Source organism: Microbacterium sp. LWO12-1.2 (genome assembly GCF_040675875.1).
Lineage (GTDB): Bacteria > Actinomycetota > Actinomycetes > Actinomycetales > Microbacteriaceae > Microbacterium.
Genome location: NZ_JBEGII010000001.1, coordinates 3872505 through 3890513, shown reverse-complemented (window position 1 = coordinate 3890513; position 18009 = coordinate 3872505). Strand labels below are relative to the sequence as shown.

The following is an 18009-nucleotide window of genomic DNA, read 5'->3' as shown; positions in this document are numbered from 1 at the left end:
TCCCCATGGTGACCGCGCGGCCGATCAAGAGTCTTTGCGAGCTCTGTGCGTCGCCTATGAGTCGAAGGCCTGCTTCTCCTTCACGACGGGCGGGCGGATGACGAGCACCACCACGATCCCGACGAGGATGACGGCGGTGAGAGCCACGGGAAGAGGGAGCACGGGATCGAGCAGCACGATGAGCGCCCCGATCGGGACGACCGTGTTCACCAGACGATCCGCGTTCTCGCGGATGGCGATCCACCAGACGCCGAGAAGGAAGATCGCGATCGGGATCGTGACCGAGAAGGACGCCGCCGCGCTCGACAGCTCGCTCTCACCGGTGAGCACGTCGATCTCGACCTCGATACCTGCGGAGAACGCCGCCGCCGCCGCGAACACGAAGTAGTGGGTGTATCCATAGCGCAGCGATCGACGGAACGTGGTGATCGCACGGTGGTGCGGCGGCCAGAAGTAGATCCACCACAGACACGCGGTGACGACCAGGGTGAGCACGGAGATCGCGATGAGCGGCCCGAGGGACTCGACGTCCTTCAACGCATCGACGATCGCGTTCGCCGATGCGAGCAGACTCTCGCCGAGGACGATCAAGGTGAACAGGCCGTAGCGCTCGGTGATGTGATGAGGATGCCACGGCGTCTGCTGCCGGCGCTCCGCGAAGACCGGGACGCTGATCTCGATCAGTGCGAACGCGACGAACGCGGCGATCTGCAGCGGCCCGCCGGGAACAAGGAGGAACAGAACCCAGAGCACCTGCACCGCCGCGATCCCGAATGCATAGCGGCGCGTGGCGGCGCGCAGCGCGCCCGCCGAGCGCGAAGCCCGCAGCCACTGCGCGATCATGGCCACCCTCATCACGATGTACCCGAGGACCGGGATCGTGAAGTTGCCGTGCTCGAACGCATCCGGGATGCCGGCGGCCATCACCAGCACGCCGCCCATCTGCACGATCGTCGTCACCCGGTACAACCAGTCGTCGGTGTCGAAGGACGTCGCGAACCAGGTGAAGTTCATCCACGCCCACCAGATCGCGAAGAAGATCATCGCGTACGAGGCGATGCCATGCACGAAGTCCCCATGGCTGAGGGCGTGATGCAGTTGCGCCGAGGCGATGCTCACCGCCACGACGAACACGAGGTCGAAGAACAGCTCGAGCATGCTGGCGGGCCGATGCGGCTGTGCAGGATCGCGCGGCAGCATGCGTCGGAGCCGGAAACGCGCGGGTGCGGTGTTGTCGATCACGGGGGCCAGAATAGACCCGCGGTCGACAGCGACAAGTCCTCTGACCCCCGATTGATCCACACGCACGAAATATCTTCCCTCCGCGCGAACGTTCCGCTATGCTGTCGAGAGTCTGCAGTGCCCGCTGCAAGCACCGCCGTGTGGGACGGCGATCGCAATCCGTGGTGTGGGATCACGGAGATGGCAGCGGGAACCCGAGGGGTCGGGAATGCGGACGAACGCCGCAAGCGTTTTGCTCGCGGTCTGGGGAAACACTGGGGAAACCATGTCGCACTGGGGAATTCTGCGTACATCAACGGCTTTCGGGGCCGGGGCATGACCTCCGTCGAGGATGCCCTGAGCATCACTCGCACGGGATCCGGCTTTGTGCCGGTCGCCGCACCGAGAGCCACCAAGTCGGTGACGCGCACCGTGGTCACGCCGCGCGCCTCCGCAACGTTGGAACGACGCCGTCAGTGGGAGCGTCGCTATCGGATCAGACTGCGAGTCACGGATGCAGCTGTCATCCTGTTCGCCGTCGGCCTGACCGCGACCGTCCAGCTGATCAGCGGCGTCGCCGTGCCTGAGGTCCTGCGTGCCGGCGTCCCCCTCGCCGCGCTCTGGTACCTCATGCTCAGCGCACTCCACACGCGGGACGCCGCGCTCTTCCGTGCGAGTGCCACCGAGTACCGGGGCGTCGTGCACGCCAGCGGTCTCGCATTCGGGATCATCGCCATCGTCGCGGTGCTCCTGAGCTGGGAGTCGATGCAACTGACGCTGCTGCTGGGGCTGCCGGTCGGTGTGCTGACTCTCCTCGTGACCCGCTGGATCTGGCGCCACTGGCTCCAGATCCAGCGGAGCCACGGACGCTTCGCATCGCGCACGCTCGTCGTCGGAAACAAGGACGACGTCGAGTACGTCGTGCGCACGCTCCACCCGATCGGCGCCTCGGGCTACCAGGTCGTCGGTGCGACTCTGCTCGACGGGAACGCCCGCGACATCGAGATCCGCGATGCACTGTTCCCGGTGCTGGGCAACGTCAACACCGTGTCGACGGTCGCGGCCGAGCTCGGCGCCGACACCATCATCGTCGCGAGCCGCCCCGAGGGCGATCCGGAGTTCGTCAAGAGGCTCAGCTGGCAGCTCGAGGGCACGGCTGCCGAGCTGGTGCTGTCGAGCCGACTCACCGACGTCGCCGGTCCCCGCATCTCGTTCGCACCGGTCGAAGGGCTTCCCCTCATCCAGGTCCAGATCCCTCGCTACGAGGGGGGCCAGCACCTGCTCAAGCGCGCTCTCGACATCGCCGTCGCGACGCTCGCCCTGATCCCGATCGGTCTGATCACCCCGGCGCTCGCGCTGCTAGTCAAGATCGACTCCCCGGGCCCTGTCTTCTTCTTCCAGGAGCGCGTCGGCCGCGACGGCCGCCGCTTCAAGATGGTGAAGTTCCGTTCCATGAAGACCGACGCAGAGCAGCAGCTCGCGGCGCTCAAGGAGCAGAACGAAGGCGCCGGTCTGCTGTTCAAGATGAAGGATGACCCTCGTGTCACCCGCGTGGGCCGGATCCTGCGCAAGCTGTCGCTCGACGAGCTGCCGCAGTTCTGGAACGTGCTGATCGGCGACATGAGCGTCGTCGGGCCGCGTCCGCCACTCCCCAGCGAGGTCACGGCGTACGACGGAACCGTCTTCCGCCGCCTGTACATCAAGCCAGGGATCACGGGTCTGTGGCAGGTCTCCGGCCGCAGCGACCTCACCTGGGACGAGAGCGTGCGTCTCGACCTTCGCTACGTCGAGAACTGGTCCGTGATGAACGACCTGCAGATCATGTGGCGCACCGCCAAGGTCATGGTGCAGCCCAGCGGGGCATACTGAACGGATGAGTGCTCCGTCACAACTCGATGAGAACCCGTCAGTCCTCGTCGCCGTCACGACTTTTCGCCGCACTGAACTCCTCGCTCCGCTGATAGCCGCGATCCGAACGAACCTGGGCCCTGAGGCAACGGACGTCCGTATCGCACTGGTGGACAACGACCCCGAACGATCTGCCGCTTCGGCGGCGAACGAGCTCGGCGTCGAGTACATCCACGAGCCCACGCCGGGAATTGCCGCGGCGAGACAAGCCGCGCTCGATGGCGCTCGCGACGGTGAGCTGGTCGCCATGGTGGATGACGATGTCGTACCGCAACCAGGATGGCTGGACGCCCTCGTGCGCGTCTGGACAACCTCTCACCCTGCGGTCGTCATGGGTTACGTCGACTATGTCTGGCCCGAGGGGACCGATCCGTGGATCATCGCCGGAGGCTTCATGCGCCGGCGCCGCCGTGTGAACGGTCAGCGTCTGGAAGCGATGGCCACCGGGAACGTCCTCATCGACTCGGCCCAGGTGCGGGAACTCGGAGTCCGGTTCGATGCTTCCCTCGGCCTCGCGGGTGGCGAGGACATGCTGTTCGGGCGTGCGCTTCTCGCCGCCGGCGGCGAGATCATGGCTTCTGCGGACTCTGTCGTCCGCGACGAGGTGCCTGTCGAGCGCACCACGAAGGAATTTGTCCGGCGACGCACCATCTCGCAGGGCCAGATGCGCACCAAGTTGCTCAGCCGCAGCCCCTCTGCCGCCCGCACGCTGGCGCTGCGCGCGATGCATCTGGTCGGTGGCACGGTGCGCCTCGTCGTCTTCTCCGCCCGCGGTGTCGTCGCGCGTCTGCGCGGCGACGTTCCTGCCCACGCCGTACTCCGTCGCCGGACGTGGTTCGCTCAAGGTCGGATACTCGGAGCAGTCGGACGGATCACCCCCGAGTACGCGCGCACCTCGGATGTCGCGCTCGGTGCGGCATCCGGCGCACGAGGCTGAGACCTCACCGCCGTCATCACACCTTGCCGCGGAAGCTTCGGACCGTTCTCCACTCCGCAAAGGCTTACAGAGGGCTTTCTGCGGTAGGCGCTGGGGGTGCTCTCTGGCCGGCACAGACGCGCGGCTCGTGTACGGGCGCTTGACCCCCCACACACGAAAGCGGATGGGGTACGAGGCCGAAGCCACGTACCCCATCCGCTTGTGTGAGTTGGCTACTGCGGGACGACCACCGCGAACCGGTCGAAGGAGATCTTCGTCGCCGCGTTCGTGGACGCCGAGCTGACCGACGTCTTGATTCCGACCCCACCGGCGGCCTGAAGGGCTGCCGTGGCATCCGTGCCCTGCAGCTGCCACGTGGCGGGCTCGGTCTGCCCCTCGACCCACACCTTTGCGGCGATCGTCGTCGGGCTGGTGCCGGTTACCGACAGCCGGGCATGCAGCACCTGGCCAGCCGCGTAGCTGGTCGGCAGCACGAAGCTGTTGCCGATGGCCGTCTCATCCCGAAGGATGTACAACCGGACAACACCTGCGGGCTCGAGGCGGATCCTGGCCGAGTAGACCGACGTGCCGACCGTGCGCCCGTGCAGCGTGATGCTGGTGGTGCCGCCGACCGAGGCGACATCCGCCGCGAAGGTCGTATCGAGGACCGTGCTGGTCGCAGACACTGCCAGACGGGCTTCACGGGTCTGGGAGGGAGCCAGGGTGATGAGACCCTGTCCTCCTGCGGTCGAGAATGCGGGATTGCCCCCGGTTGTCGCCCAGGCTCCACCCAGGTCGGACGTTCCCCAACCTCCCGTCACGGCCCGATCGAACTCGTCAGTCGCCAGCGGCACGGGACCCGTGGGATCCGGCGGATCGACGACCGGAGCCGTCACCGTCACAGGATTCGTGACCGAGGTGGTCGTGCCCTTGTCATCCGTCACCGTGAGCGTCACGTTGTACGTGCCCGCTGCCGCGTAGGCGTGCGAAGCCGTTGCTCCTGTCGCGGTGCCGCCATCTCCGAAGGTCCAGGCGTAGGACGCGATGGTTCCGTCGGAATCCGTCGAACCGCTGCCGTCGACGTTGGCGGTGAGGCCGTTGGCCGACGAGGTGAACGATGCGGTCGGGGCCTGATTCACCGGAACCACGACAGCCCCGGTGACGACCTTGTAGTCGTCGATCGAGATGACGGTCGAGACCGTCGAGACCGAGCTGACCGCCATCTTCAGACCCACCGAACCCGCGACCTGCAGCGCAGCCGTGGTGTCGGTTGCCTGCAGCTGCGGGTTCACCGGCTCAGTGGTGCCCGTGCGCCACACCTTCAGCGAGAGGGTGGTCGGCGAGGTGCCACGGACCGACAACGCGGCCGACAGCTTCTCGCCGGCGGTGTAGTTGCCGGAGAGCACGACGCTGTTTCCGATCGCGGTCTCGTTGCGGAGCAGGTAGAGCCTGATCGCGCCGTTGGCTTCGATCTTGATGCGTCCCGAGTAGGTATCGCTGCCGACCTGGCGGCCGTTGACCGTCAGGTTGAAGGCTCCGCCGTTAGTCACGTTGCTCGAGGCGATCGTCAGCGAGGTGACCGTCTGCGTGCCGGAGACTCCGGCCAGGCGCGCCTCGCGAGTGGCGGCCGGCGCCAGGGAGAACTTGCCCACCCCGTCACCCACCGAGAAGGCTGCAGCCCCGCCGGTGGTCGTCCAGCTGCCACCGACGTCCGCGGTCCCCCACGACGAGGCGGCGGTGCGCTCGAACGCATCCCTTGCGATCACTTCCTCGGTGGCGGCCGGCGCCACTGTGACAGATGCGGTGACCTGGTGGGTCGCCCCATCGTCATCCGTCACCGTGAGCGTCACGGTGTACGTGCCGGCTGACGTGTAGGTGTGCGTCGCGGTAGCGCCCGTGGCCGTCGCTCCGTCGCCGAAGCTCCACGCGTAGGCAGCAACGGTGCCGTCGCTGTCGCTGGACCCGGTTCCGTCTGCGGTGATGGACATGCCATCAGCGCCGCGGACCACATTCGCGATCGCAACGGGTGCGACGTTGGCCGCTTCCACGACGATCGACTTGGTGGTCGTCGCAGAGCCGCCACGGTCATCCGTCACTGTCAGCGACACCTCGTAGGTGCCGGAGGCGGTGTAGGTGTGCGCCGCCGTGACACCGGTGGCGGCGCCGCCGTCACCGAAGTTCCAGGCGTACGCGGCGATCGAGCCGTCCGTGTCTGCACTGGTGGAGGCGTCAACAGCGAGATCAAGGAAGTCCGTGGTCTCGGTGAACGCCGCCGTCGGCAGCACATTCGGGTTGCGGGCGATGACCTCGTGGCTGACCGAGGAGGTCAGAGATCCGCCGTCGCGAACCGTCAGAGTCACCGTGTAGGTGCCTGCCGCGTCGTAGACGTGGGTCGGGGCCACTCCGGTACCGGTCTGCCCATCCCCGAAGTTCCAGGTGTAGGCCGCGATCGGCCCTTCCTGGTCGCTCGAGGCCGCGGCATCGAAAGCCACGGAGAGGTCGGTCGTTGCCGAAGTGAACTGCGCCACCGGGAGCTCGTTGGGCGTACCCGTCGTACCGAGCTGGTAGTGCTGCAGGATCTGGCTCGCCGTCAGCGGAGCCGAGTACACCGCGGGCTCGTCCAGGGTGCCGACCCAGAACGGGTCGCCTTCCCAGGTCGTGTCGCCGCCGAGGCGCCAGTAGCCGCTGTACTGGTCGGCCGTCGAGACGCCGTTGGAGGCGACCTCTACGCCGTCCACGAACAGCTGCATGCCACTCGCCGACTGCTGCGCCACCACGTGGTGCCACTGACCGTCACGGTACGTGCTCGGGGCCGTCAGGATCTGCGTTCCCCCGCTGTAGACACCGAACTTGAGTCGACCCACCGAGTCCATATAGATGTGCCGGTCGTAGTTCGAGCTCGCGTTGGTGTTGTTGGAGTTGCTGTTGCCGAAGCCGATCAGCTTTCCGCCGCCTGTGGACGTCGTCTTGAACCAGGTCTCGATGGAGTACGTGCTCGGAGAGACGTACTGACGATCGCTGATCACGCTCTGACGGTTGTTCCACGTCGAGCCGAGCTTGGACGAGGTGAATCGGATCGCCTTGTTCGTCGTGCCAGCGATCGCTCCCGTCTGCCCGCGCTGGATCGAGGCGGTGCCGTTGGTCTTGTACCCACCGGTGCTCCCGTCGCGTCCGGCGTCCGCCGCAACCGTCGTACCGGTGCTCTCGTTCAGGCGCCAGTAGAACGCCGGATCGAGGTCGTACACAGCCTTGCCGTATGCGTCTGCGGGAGCCGCCGGCAGCGCCGAAGTACGCCCGGAGGCAACCCAGTGCGCGTCGACATCGTTGCGCGAGAGCGCGGTGGAGTAAACGGCGACGTCCGCGATGCGTCCGTTCAGGAAGTTCGACGAACCCGCAGAGGGCCAGCCGCCCTGGCTGTCACCACCGACTCGCCAGTAGCCGGTGTAGTCCTGACCGGTCGTGGTGTCGGTGCGCGTCCCCACGCGGACGCCGTCGACGTACAGCACCATTCCGGCGGAGCTCATCGTGCCCACCACCTGATGCCACTTGCCGTCGTTGTAGCCACTGCCGCTGGTGAGCGTCCGTGCTGTGCCCGGGTACACGCCGAAGGTGATCTGACCGGAGTTGCTCAGGTAGATGTGGCGGTCATAGCTGCCGGAGACACCGGTCGACTTGTTGCCGAAGCCCACGATCTTGCCGCCGCTGGTGCTGGTGGTCTGGAACCACGCTTCGACGGAGAACACGTTCGGTGCGACCTCGGAGGAGGTCGACGCGGCGGTTCCGTTCGAGCCGTTGAACCCGGTGGATGCCGAGGTCTCACCCTGCACTTGACCGGGCAGACCGCGCGTCGTGCCGCCGGCCAGGTTCAGGTCGTTGCCCGTCACCCAGTCGATTCCCGAAGTGCCTGTCGCCTCGTTGAGCGGCCAGTAGTACTTCGGCGCGGAATCGAGGATCGCGGAGTTGTAGGTGTTGGCGGTCCCGGTCGCGGCTGCCGTGACGCTCGTCCAGTCGGAGGTCGTCGAGTTGCCATTCGCATCCGACACCTTGACGCGGTACTCGTACACCTGTCCGGCTGTGACCGCGGTGTCGGAGTACATCATGCGCGGGCGCACCCAGAACGTCGAGTCAGCGGTCGTCGTGTAGACGGGCTGCGCGATGTCGCGGCGGTACACCTCGTACGTGAGGTTCGCGTTGTCCGCGTCATAGTTCGCGGGCCACGCCACACGCACCTGACCGGCGCGGAAGGACTGCGCGCTGATCTGGTAGGCGCCACCCTGGATCGTGGGACCGATCTTGTTCGGCGCTGTGCCCGGCTTCGCGAAGCGCACCAGACCCTGCTGAGCAGTGCCGCTCACGGCAGTGAACTCGCCGCCATAGACAAGGTAGTCGCCACCGCCGGTCACCGACCATGCGGCCTGGCTCATACCGGACACGGTTCCCGGCTGCCAGGTCGGGTACCAGTGCAGCAGACGCGCTGCAGGGTTCCCGGTGAAGCTGCGGTATCCGTAGATGTCGGGGGTGATCGTACGGTTCGACGGGTTCTTGTCGAACGCGAGCGAGAAGTTGAAGTTCCACGGGTCGAGCTGCGGGAACTCGCCGATGTTGCCGCAGTAGTGCGAGTGCGCTGCGGTGTAGAGGACGCCGCCGGTCGGATACACCGAATAGGTGTCACCGTGGCAGTCCTCCATCCAGACCATCGATCCGTCACTCCAGTTGGCCCGGAACGCGCCTTCGAAGTCGTCCTCGGTCTTGGAACCACCGAAGTCGTAGCCGCTGCCGTACACGCTGTCGCCGTCGGAGGCCAGCGAGTAGATCGAGGACCCCGTGCCCGCATTGCGGATCACGCTGTTCACAGCCCAGGGCAGGCTGGTGCCCGTGGTCGCGTCGAGAGCGGCCATGCCGCGCCCGGGGTTCGTCGAACCGTTGGTCGAGGTGAAGGAGCCTGCGATGACGACCTTCGACTTGTCAGGCGAGACGACCACGGCACGGACGCCGTATCCGCCGGCGAGAACCGGATTGAAGGCCTGGACCGCTCCGGTCGAGGCGCTCAGCGCGGCGACACCGGTGCGGGTGGTGTTGTTGATGTTCGAGAACTCACCCGTCACATACACCGTCGTGTCCGTGGCGACGATGCCCTGGACGACGGTGTTGGTGCCGGGTGTCCAGTTCGCGATGAGCTGGCCCGTGGCGGTGTTGAACGCCGCGAGACGGTAACGGTTCTGTCCGTCGACGGCCGTGAATCCACCGCCGATGTAGAGGCGCGATCCATCCGGCGAGACAGCAGCCGCGAGGATGCGGCCGTTGACCTGCGGGTTGAACGATGCGTCGAGCACACCGGTCGCCAGGTCGTACGCGAGCAGGTTCGAACGCGGCGTCTCGTTCGTACCGGCGGCGGCCCCGGCGGGGCGCGCGCTGGTGAACTGTCCGCCGGCGTACACCTTGTTGCCCGCAACCGCCTGCGCCCAGACGATCCCGTTGATCTGCGTCGTCGGGAGCGGATCAGCGCTCACCGTCGCAGGCAAGGCCGGATCTGTCGGTGCGGTGTCAGCGTTCGCTGTCGGTGCGGTGAGCACAGAACCCAGAAGCGTGATCACCAGAACGGCGACAACTCCCAGAGCGATACGACGGAACATACCTGATCGTGAATCGAAGTCACGGTCGATTGAATCGAGTCGTTGGACTCGCATAGCGCCTCCCCATAGGCACTGCCGAAGAAACGGCAAGCAGAATTGGATTCCCCCGCGTCCCCCATAGACGCATCCGCGCCAACAATAGCGCACTCGGTCGAAGCGCGCCACTCCTATCTGAGGGTGATCTCGCCTGTGATGCGTGTCACTCCACGGCAGGGAGCAGGAGGGTGGCAAGGTGCGCGCACATCTCCTGCGTGGTGAAGCTCGTTTCGACGGTACGACGCCCCTGCTCCCCCATCGTGGCGGCACCTGCGGGGTCGTCCAGCAGAGCGATCAGCCGGTCGGCCATGGCGTCGGCATCCCCGACGGGCACCAGATGACCGGTGAGACCCTCATCGACGTATTGCGACATCCCCGGCGTCCCGGTGTTCACGACGGGCCTTCCGGTGGCGAGCGCCTCCAGAGTGACCGTCATCCCCGACACATGCAGGTTGGGCCTGGTCGCGGTCGCCACGACACTTGCGGTCGCATAGAGCTCGTGCAGCTCCCCGTGCGACATCCGCTGCGCGACCTGCACACCATCCGGCGCGCCCTCCGCCGAGGTCTGCACGACGATCTCTGTATCGGGTCGCGCGGCGAGCACACGCGAGAACGCCCGGAACAGCGTCTGCGGGTCGCGATCACGGTCGTTGCCGATGCTCACGATGCGAGGCCGAGACGGATACGGGCGGGGGGAGAAGAACTCGGCATCGACTCCGAAGGGAACCGCCACGACGCGGGGACCGTCGGCGCCGAGCAGCGTCCGCAACGGATCGACCTGCGCCTCGCTGAGCACCCACAGGGCTTCCGCCTCGCGCAGAACGTCGATCAGTCGGGCGGGGACCGTGCCGCGCTCGACCATGTCCGTCAGCCAGATCACCCCCGAGATGAATCGCTCATGCGGCCTGGCGACCTGCAGTCGGAAGGCCGCGTTCTCGTCCCATGTGAACGCGGTCCCCGTGTGCTTCCGAGGTCCGACGCCGGCACGGGCGCGCAGCCGGGCCAGACGCCCGGGCACCGGGAGATCGACGACGGACACCGGCGCGAACGCGCGCAGTCCGTCGAGTCCGTATGGCCAGATGCTGGGGACCTCACCGCGATCGTGCCGCTCCTCCCATCCGCTCACGGACTGCTCAGCAGGGAACCCCCATGTCAGGGGACGATCGGCAGCGTGGCGTGTGGACACCGCCCCAGGATAGCGGGAGCCCTCCGTGTCCCCGACGCGTCGCTCGGGCATACTGATGCGATGCGCTCCGATTCGACAACCTCGACGCCACCGCTGCGAATCGCCCTCATCGGAACGCGGGGGATCCCCGCGTCCTACGGCGGGTTCGAGACCGCCGTGGAAGAAGTCGGCCGTCGTCTCGTCGAGCGCGGTCACCGTGTTCTCGTCTACGGGCGCGACGCGGGAACGGTGGGTGACAGCTACCTGGGCATGCGCCGTGTCACGCTTCCCGCGGTGCGGCAGAAGGCGCTCGAGACGTTGAGCCACACGGCGCTGTCGACCTTGCACTCCGTCACGAAGGGGCGCCCGGATGCCGCCTTCGTGTTCAACGCGGCGAACTCGCCCTTCCTGCCGCTGCTGCGCGCTCGCCGTATTCCGGTGGCACTGCACATGGACGGCCTGGAGTGGCGCCGCTCGAAGTGGGGATCACGCGGGAAGGCCTACTACCGTTGGGCAGAGACCTTCGGGGTGCGCACAGCGGATGCGATCATCGCCGACGCGCCGGGCATCGCCGACTACTACGACCATCAGTACGGCGTCGACAGCGAGCTCATCCGCTACGGCGCTCCGCTGCTCGACGAGGCGCCGACGGACGGCATCACCGCTTTGGGCCTCGAGCCGGGCGGCTATCACCTGGTCGTCGCACGCTTCGAACCCGAGAATCATGTGCGCGAGATCGTCGAGGGGTATGCGGCTTCCGGGGCGACGAAGCCCCTCGTGGTCGTCGGCTCCGCCCCCTATGCCGCCGAGTACACCGCGGAGATCGACCGGATCGCCGCGGCCGACCCGCGCATCCGCCTGCTCGGCGGTGTCTACGACCAGGGCCTGCTCGACGCGCTCTACCACCACGCCTACACGTACCTGCACGGGCATTCGGTGGGCGGGACGAACCCCTCGCTGCTGCGCGCGATGGGAGCGGGCACCGCCGTCATCGCCTTCGACGTCGTCTTCAACCGCGAAGTCCTCGACGGGCAGGGATGGTTCTTCACAGGCCCAGCCGACGTCGCCAGGGCACTCGACGTGACGGAATCCGACGGTGGCGCCGTGGCGGACGCCGCGGCATCCGTGCGTCAGCGTGCGGCCGAGGCGTTCTCCTGGGACGACGTGACCACGGCCTATGAGGATCTGGCGATCCGCATCGCCGCCGGCGGATCGATCCACTCCACCGCGCGCCGTGCTCGACGCGCGGAAACCGACTGGCCCGGCTAGCTGTGATGTCCAGGGACGTTGTTGCGTGAATCGCGGTTGATCTGTTGATGAGTGAAGGCCTCCCGTTGTGGAGTGGAGCTGTCTAGGAACCGCTTCTCACAACAGGAGGCCTTCGTGTCCCACGCTAACGCTGCTCTCACTCCTCGTGCTCGCCTTCGGTTGGCTCGGCTGATTGTCGATGACCGGTGGACGGCGGTGGTCGCGGCGAAGATGTTCATGGTCTCGCCCGTCACGGCCCGCAAATGGGCTGCCCGGTATCGTGCTGAAGGCGTCGCCGGGATGAGTGATCGGTCCAGCCGTCCACGCGCAATGCCCACGAAGACGGCGCCGGAAACGGTCAAACGAATCGTGCAGTTGCGGTGGCGGCGCCGGCTCGGACCCGCGCAGATCGCCGGCGAGCTCGGTCTCCCGGCTTCGACTGTTCATGCCGTGTTGGTGCGGTGTCGCATCAACAGGCTCAGCCGCATCGACCGGGTCACCGGGGAGCCGATCCGCCGCTACGAACACGATTACCCCGGGTCGATGATCCACGTCGACGTGACCAAGTTCGGCAACATCCCCGATGGCGGCGGGCACAAGTTTCTCACCCGCAAGCAGAGCAAGATCAACGCGCGCACGCAGGCGCAGAAGACCGGCCAGCGAGGCCGTGAATACCGCCCACTCATCGGCACCGCGTTTCTGAACACCGTGATCGATGATCACTCCCGCGTCGCCTACGCAGAGATCTGCTCTGACGAGAAGGCAGCCACCGCGATCGACGTCCTACGCCGCGCTATCGCTTGGTTCGACGAGCGCGGCGTCACCGTCGAGCGCGTGCTCTCTGACAACGGCTCCGCCTACCGCTCACACGCCTGGGCCGACGCCTGCGCAGAGCTCAGCATCCGCCACAAACGAACCCGCCCCTACCGTCCGCAAACGAACGGGAAGATCGAGCGGTTCCACCGCACCCTCGCCGACGGCTGGGCATACGCACGCTTCTACGAATCAGAGACCGAACGGCGAGCAGCATTACCCGCCTGGATGCACTTCTACAATCATCACAGGCGCCACTCCGCCATCGGAGCCGCACCCATCAGCAGGCTCAACAACCTGCCTGGACATCACAGCTAGCCGACCTCCGCCGGCTCGTCGGTCTTCGGCTCGCCCTGGGCGCCGAGCAGACGCTCTCGATGCCGGTGGATGTAGATCGAGTAAGGGATGATCTGGCACACGATCAAAGCGAACGACACGCCGATCAGCGGCCCGACGATGCCGATCAGCGGTGTCAGCACGACGGACAGGATGATGCTGACCGCTGCCATCGCGAGCGTCGGGATGACCTGGAAGCGGATGCCCGGCTTGTCCATGATGAACATGCCCAACGGGTACACGGCCGCCGTGAGCATGATCATGCAGCCGAAGGCGAGGATCGTGAGGGTGCGCACCTCGAGCTCACCCTGTGTGATGAACTCGAACAGCCACGGCGCCACGAACCACACCATGAAGGTGGCTGCGGCGATGGCACCGGCGAAGATCATCGACAGCAGGTACGGACCGCGTCGCAGCTCACCTTTGTGCCGCAGACGCGCGAACTGCGGCCACAGCGCGACGCCGGCCGCCATCACGAGGCCGTTCAGCGCGAAGAACACCTGACCGGCCACCCCGTACTCGGCGACATCGACCGGGGTGCCGAACTGCGCGAGCACGTAGCGCTGCGAGCCGACCGCGATCGGGTACGTCACCATCTGGGCGAGCATGGGCCACCCGACATCCATCACGCGGACCCCGCGCACGCTGCGCCAGCGCAGCACCATCTTCATCGAGTCCGGGATCAGCGGCGCGGTGGAACGCGCGACCAGGAGGAAGCCGACGATCGCGGAGAAGAGCGATGCACCGTAGGAGGCGATGGCCAGATACGAATCGAAGCTCCGTCCACCGAACGTGAGCATGAGCCAGACGCCACCCAGTGTCACCGGAGAGATCATGCCCTGCACGAGGATCACGAGATGGTTGCGTCGCTGGCCGAGGAGAATACGGAACCAGACGCCCAGCGTGATCGACAAGCTGAACAGGGTGATGCACAGGAACGCGGCGAGCGCGGCCCCGGGGATCGCCCCCGCATCGCCGAAGAGTGCGCGCCACCCGCCCGTCACGAGCAGCACCGTGTTGATGACCATGAGCCCTGTGGCGAACATCAGCAGGACCCGACCCACCGAAGTGATCTGCAGACGCAGCTTGCGATCTGTTCGGATGTCGTCGCTGGTCGCGACGGCGTTCACGAGGACCGCACCGCTGCCCAGGTCCGTGAACGTCAGCAGGGACGGGATCGTGATCAGCAACGAGTAGAGCGCATAGTGCTGGATGTCCGTCTCTCCGAGGATCATCCGCGTCGTGATCACGCCGCATACCAGCGAGATCACCATCGTCAGCGCACGCGCACCGAGGGCGAGGAGGGAGTTCATGACACCTATCCGCGCGAGCCGCGCAGGCGGAACCGCGGGCGAAGGCCCTTGGCGCGCTCGTCGCTGTAATACGGGCTCTTCGCGGCGCCCTTGACCCCGTTGAACACGATGCCGAGCACCGGGGTTCTGGTGGACTCCAACGAGCTGAGCGCACGGCTGAGGTCGGCACCCTTGGTGCGGTTCGCCCGTACGACGAACAGCGTGCCGTCCGCCATCGTCGACAACCACAGGGCGTCGCTCACCGAGAGCACCGGAGCGGTGTCGATGATGACGTAGTCGTAGGACTCACGCGCAGCTTCGACGACGCGCTGAAGCCCGCCGCTCGAGAGCAACTGACCGGGGTTGGGCGGCTGCGCACCGGCCGTCAGGATGTCGAGACCCGGGCGCCCCCACTCCTGAACTGCTTCGGCGAGTTCGACATCGCCGATGAGCACCGTGGTCAGGCCGACAGCGCCTTCGAGCTGGGTATACCTGGCGGTGCTCGGCCGACGGAGATCGGCTTCGATGAAGAGTACGGACCGGCCGCCTTCGGCGAGCGTGAGCGCGAGCCCGAGACTGACCGAGGACTTGCCTTCCTGAGCGGAGCACGAGGTGACGAGGATGACGCGCCGACTCTTGTCGACGTCGACGAACTTGAGGCTCGCGGCCACCTGCCGCATCGCCTCAGCGACTCGGCCATCCGGCTGCGATCGGATCACTCGGGCGATCGTCTGATTGTCCGATGCCTCCGGGATCTCGCCCAGGAGTGCGACCTCGGTGACTTCGCTGAGCGACCGAGCGCTGGTGAGACGGGTGGCGAGGCGCCTGCGGAGCACGGCGAAGACGACGCCGGCGAAGAGACCCGCTGCCGCTCCGACGATGACGTTGTTGCGTGTGTTCGGCGACACCGGCACTGTCGGAACACGAGCGGGAGAGATCGTCTCGATGCGCACGGCGGGCTCGCCCTCGGCGCTCACCGGCGAGACGTTGCGCACCGCGTTGGCGAGTTCCTTGGCTATCGCATTGGCCGTGTTGTGCGCGCTCTCGCCATCGGCGTCGGTGACGCCGATCTCGATCACGACGGTGTTCAAGGGAACGTTCACATCGACCCGTCGCGCGAGGCGGTTGGGCGTCTCGTCGAGCCCCAGGTCGTCGATGACCGGGTCCAGGACGGTGGGCGACGTCACCAGGATCGTGTAGGTCTGCACCAGGCTCTGCACGTAGTTCGACCCCTGCAGGAGCTCGCTCGTGTTGTCACCCCGGGTCGCGATGACCATGACCTGCGCGGCGGCCCTGTACTCGGGATCGACGAACTGCGAGTACGCGTACGCAGAGCCTCCTCCGACCATGGCAAGGAGGACGATCACGATCCAGTGGCTCTTCAGCGACTGGATGTAGTCATGCAAAGTCATGTGTCCCCGTATCCCCTCGACACAATGTGCGACGCGTCGTCTCGCGATTCGCCATCGGCTCATTATCGCCTATCTTGGTAGATCGGGCCGGAGTCGACGGTTCCATGATGGGGGACGCACGTGACGCACAGACTGATCTTCGTCTGCGAAGCCAATGTCTGCCGCTCCCCTCTGATGGAAGGAGTGATGCGCGCCTTGAGCGGCTCGGACGGCTGGGAGATCTCCAGCGCGGGCACCAAAGTGGGTGCCGGCGCGCTCGAGATGTGCCCGGTATCCGCGTCGCTCATTGCGGCGGCGGGCGGCTCCGACGTGACGGCGCTCACCAGCATGCACCGCCCTCGGAGCATCACTGCCGATGACCTGCGAGGCGCCGATCTGATCCTCACCGCGAGTCGAGCCGAGCGTTCCGCGGTCGCAGCGTTGGCCCCCGAAGTGCGATCGCGCACCTTCACGCTTCGCGAGGCGGTCTACCTCGGCAAGGAGCCGGTGCAGCCGCAGGAGTTCGAGCTGATGGCGGAGTTCGCCTCGTCGGCCGTCGAAGCGCGCGGCCTCGAGCTCTATGCGGAAGTGCTGCATGCGCGACGCGGTTTCATCGCCCCTCCGGTGGCACGGCGGACACTGTGGGGAAAGCGCCGGCGCAATCCGTACGACATCCCGGATGCGCACCACGGATCCGCACGCCGACACCACGCCATGCTGGCGTCGACCGTCGCCGACGTCGAGCAGCTCCACCGTCGGGCCATCGAGTTCCTGACGGCTCCGACCACACCGTCGCCGCGGCCCGCGACGAAGGACAAGACGCCGAAGGACAAGACGGCGAAGAAGACCAAGAAGACGAAGGCGATCTGAGAGCCGCTCCGCTGTCAGTCCCGCGCGAGCCCCTGCATCAGCGCAGCGACTGCGCCCCGATACGCCGCCGGGGCGAAGCGAGCGAGCGCGTCGGATCGATCCGTCTGCGCGCTCGCGACGAACGACGGCCAGTCCGAGATGATGCGTGCGAGGGCCGCGGCCAGCTCCTCCGGATCGCCCGGGGCGACGAAGACGGCCGAGTCGTATTCACCGACTGCCTCGCGCAGGCCGGCGATGTCGCTCGCGACCACAGGGCGCGCCGCAAGGATCCCCTCGACCGCGGTGTTGCCGAAGGACTCATCCTGGCGTGAGGGCACGACGACCACGTCCGCGGCGGACAGCACCGGCCAGATGTCGGATCGAAAACCATGATGCGTCACCCGATCGGTCAGCGACAGCTCGTCGATGCGCTGGGTCAGCTTCTCCTCGAAGGCCTCGTTCCCTGCGAAGACGGCACCGATCAGATGAAGATCCGCATCGATCCCGCGGGCGTTGAGCAGCCCGACGGCCTCGACAGCGACGTCGGGGCCCTTGCGGTGCGACATGCGCCCGACGTAGACCACCCGGAGCCCGTCGAGCTGCGCACGTGGCGCCGGCGTCTCGTCGGGCGAGGCGACGCCGTTCGGGATCACAGTGGCGCGGCCGGCGAGCGCGGGAATGCTCTCCCCGACCGTGCGCAGCGTGAACGCGCTGTTCACGATCAGTCGATGTGAGGCGAGGTGCGGCGCGTACAGGAGGATGTTGACCAGGCGTGGTGCGCCGCCCTCGGCTTCATGGACGTGGGTCACCGTCGGCACCCTCAGGAGCCTGCCGATCAGCGGCCACACGGGCAGCACGATCGTGCTGACGTAGATGGCTCGAGGACGGAGCCGGCGGACGATGGTGACGGCAGCGACAGTGCCCCGGATGGCGTCACGTGCGGTTCGCAGCCAGTTCCGAGGGCGCAGCGCAGACTTCCGCAACGCGAACGTCGGTGGCAGCAGCACCTCGGCGCCGGCACGGTGGAGAGCCGAGACCAGGGGGCCGTTCTCCGGCAGAGCCACGACCACGCGCTCGCCCGCTTCCTTCAGCCCGATCGCGCTCTCCAAGAGCATCCGGTCGGAGCCGAACAGCTCCCACCCCGCATGGACGAGCAGGTATGGCGCACGCGTGTCATCTGTCACGACTCCATTGTGCCGGG

General features: G+C 66.7%; 11 protein-coding genes. 5 read left to right on the top strand and 6 right to left on the bottom strand.

All coding sequences use genetic code 11. The annotated features are described in order from the left end of the window. Nucleotides 1-54: 54 nt before the first annotated feature. Nucleotides 55-1200, bottom strand: a complete 1146-nt coding sequence (locus MRBLWO12_RS18525; RefSeq protein WP_363558660.1) for a low temperature requirement protein A — start codon at nt 1198-1200, stop codon at nt 55-57. A gap of 357 nt (nt 1201-1557) precedes the next feature. On the opposite strand from MRBLWO12_RS18525, the gene MRBLWO12_RS18520 reads away from it, so the two are divergent. Both MRBLWO12_RS18520 and MRBLWO12_RS18515 read left to right on the top strand, forming a co-directional pair. Beyond that, entirely contained in the window at nt 1558-3090 is a 1533-nt protein-coding gene (locus tag MRBLWO12_RS18520; protein WP_363558157.1) for a sugar transferase, read from the top strand. 4 nt (nt 3091-3094) lie between these two features. Next, nucleotides 3095-4066 (top strand): glycosyltransferase family 2 protein, encoded by a 972-nt coding sequence (locus MRBLWO12_RS18515; RefSeq protein ID WP_363558155.1) that lies wholly within the window; start codon nt 3095-3097, stop codon nt 4064-4066. Between the two features lie 212 nt (nt 4067-4278). Here the strand turns inward: MRBLWO12_RS18515 and MRBLWO12_RS18510 are convergent, their stop codons facing one another. Together MRBLWO12_RS18510 and MRBLWO12_RS18505 are read right to left on the bottom strand one after the other, a co-directional pair. After that, on the bottom strand, nt 4279-9555 hold the full coding sequence (locus MRBLWO12_RS18510) for a PKD domain-containing protein (protein WP_363558153.1): 5277 nt from the start codon (nt 9553-9555) through the stop codon (nt 4279-4281). A 322-nt stretch (nt 9556-9877) separates the two neighbouring features. Next, the gene (locus MRBLWO12_RS18505) at nt 9878-10900 is read right to left on the bottom strand and encodes a glycosyltransferase family 4 protein (protein WP_363558151.1); all 1023 of its coding nucleotides are present in this window, start codon (nt 10898-10900) and stop codon (nt 9878-9880) included. Nucleotides 10901-10960: 60 nt separating this feature from the next. Between MRBLWO12_RS18505 and MRBLWO12_RS18500 the strand changes: the two genes are divergently transcribed. Beyond that, complete coding sequence (locus MRBLWO12_RS18500) at nt 10961-12148, top strand: DUF1972 domain-containing protein (RefSeq protein WP_363558149.1); 1188 nt, start codon at nt 10961-10963, stop codon at nt 12146-12148. 114 nt (nt 12149-12262) lie between these two features. Beyond that, a complete protein-coding gene (locus tag MRBLWO12_RS18495; protein ID WP_363558658.1) occupies nt 12263-13258 on the top strand; it encodes an IS481 family transposase in 996 nt (331 codons plus the stop codon). On the opposite strand, the gene MRBLWO12_RS18490 is transcribed toward MRBLWO12_RS18495, so the two are convergent. Then, nucleotides 13255-14589 (bottom strand): lipopolysaccharide biosynthesis protein, encoded by a 1335-nt coding sequence (locus tag MRBLWO12_RS18490; protein WP_363558147.1) that lies wholly within the window; start codon nt 14587-14589, stop codon nt 13255-13257. The genes MRBLWO12_RS18495 and MRBLWO12_RS18490 overlap by 4 nt on opposite strands. A gap of 5 nt (nt 14590-14594) precedes the next feature. Next, nucleotides 14595-15980 carry a polysaccharide biosynthesis tyrosine autokinase gene (locus MRBLWO12_RS18485; protein ID WP_363558145.1) on the bottom strand — a complete coding sequence of 462 codons (1386 nt, stop codon included), beginning with the start codon at nt 15978-15980 and terminating at the stop codon, nt 14595-14597. Between the two features lie 120 nt (nt 15981-16100). Between MRBLWO12_RS18485 and MRBLWO12_RS18480 the strand changes: the two genes are divergently transcribed. Then, entirely contained in the window at nt 16101-16829 is a 729-nt protein-coding gene (locus MRBLWO12_RS18480) for a hypothetical protein (RefSeq protein WP_363558143.1), read from the top strand. Nucleotides 16830-16843: 14 nt separating this feature from the next. Here MRBLWO12_RS18480 and MRBLWO12_RS18475 read toward each other — a convergent pair whose 3' ends face one another. Continuing rightward, the gene (locus tag MRBLWO12_RS18475) at nt 16844-17992 is read right to left on the bottom strand and encodes a glycosyltransferase (RefSeq protein WP_363558141.1); all 1149 of its coding nucleotides are present in this window, start codon (nt 17990-17992) and stop codon (nt 16844-16846) included. Nucleotides 17993-18009 lie beyond the last annotated feature (17 nt).